General features: G+C 51.9%; 2 protein-coding genes. Both read left to right on the top strand.

Annotation, left to right across the window (positions count from 1 at the left end; all coding sequences use genetic code 11):
• Positions 1-233: potassium transporter TrkG (locus RTW80_RS28030; RefSeq protein ID WP_312721388.1), on the top strand; the 233-nt coding region annotated here is incomplete at its 5' end.
• A 10-nt stretch (positions 234-243) separates the two neighbouring features.
• The coding region (locus RTW80_RS28025; protein ID WP_312721390.1) for a flavodoxin domain-containing protein at positions 244-343 on the top strand (100 nt) is incomplete at its 3' end.

The raw sequence follows: 343 nt of genomic DNA, 5'->3' as shown, positions 1-343 counted from the left end.
TCTTTATTGTCAGTATGCTGGCGATTATCGCCACGGGCGGGGATGATTTCTCTGCCTTCGCCTCTGGGGTGGCAACGTTAAACAACCGGGGGCCGGGGCTGGGCGTCGTGGCGGATAACTTCGCCAGTATGAACCCGGTGGCGAAGTGGATCTTAATCGCCAATATGCTGTTTGGGCGTCTTGAGGTCTTTACGCTGCTGGTGCTGTTTACCCCAACATTCTGGCGTGAGTAAGGAGACATTGGTGAAAACGTTAATTCTTTTCTCAACGCGTGACGGGCAAACGCGTGAGATTGCTTCATATCTGGCTTCTGAACTCAAAGAGCTGGGCATTTATTCTGATG

The organism is Escherichia sp. AM3 (assembly GCF_032029835.1).
Classification (GTDB): Bacteria; Pseudomonadota; Gammaproteobacteria; order Enterobacterales; family Enterobacteriaceae; genus Escherichia; species Escherichia coli.
Note: the sequence above shows the minus strand (reverse complement) of the source record. Positions and strands in the feature narration are given on the sequence as shown.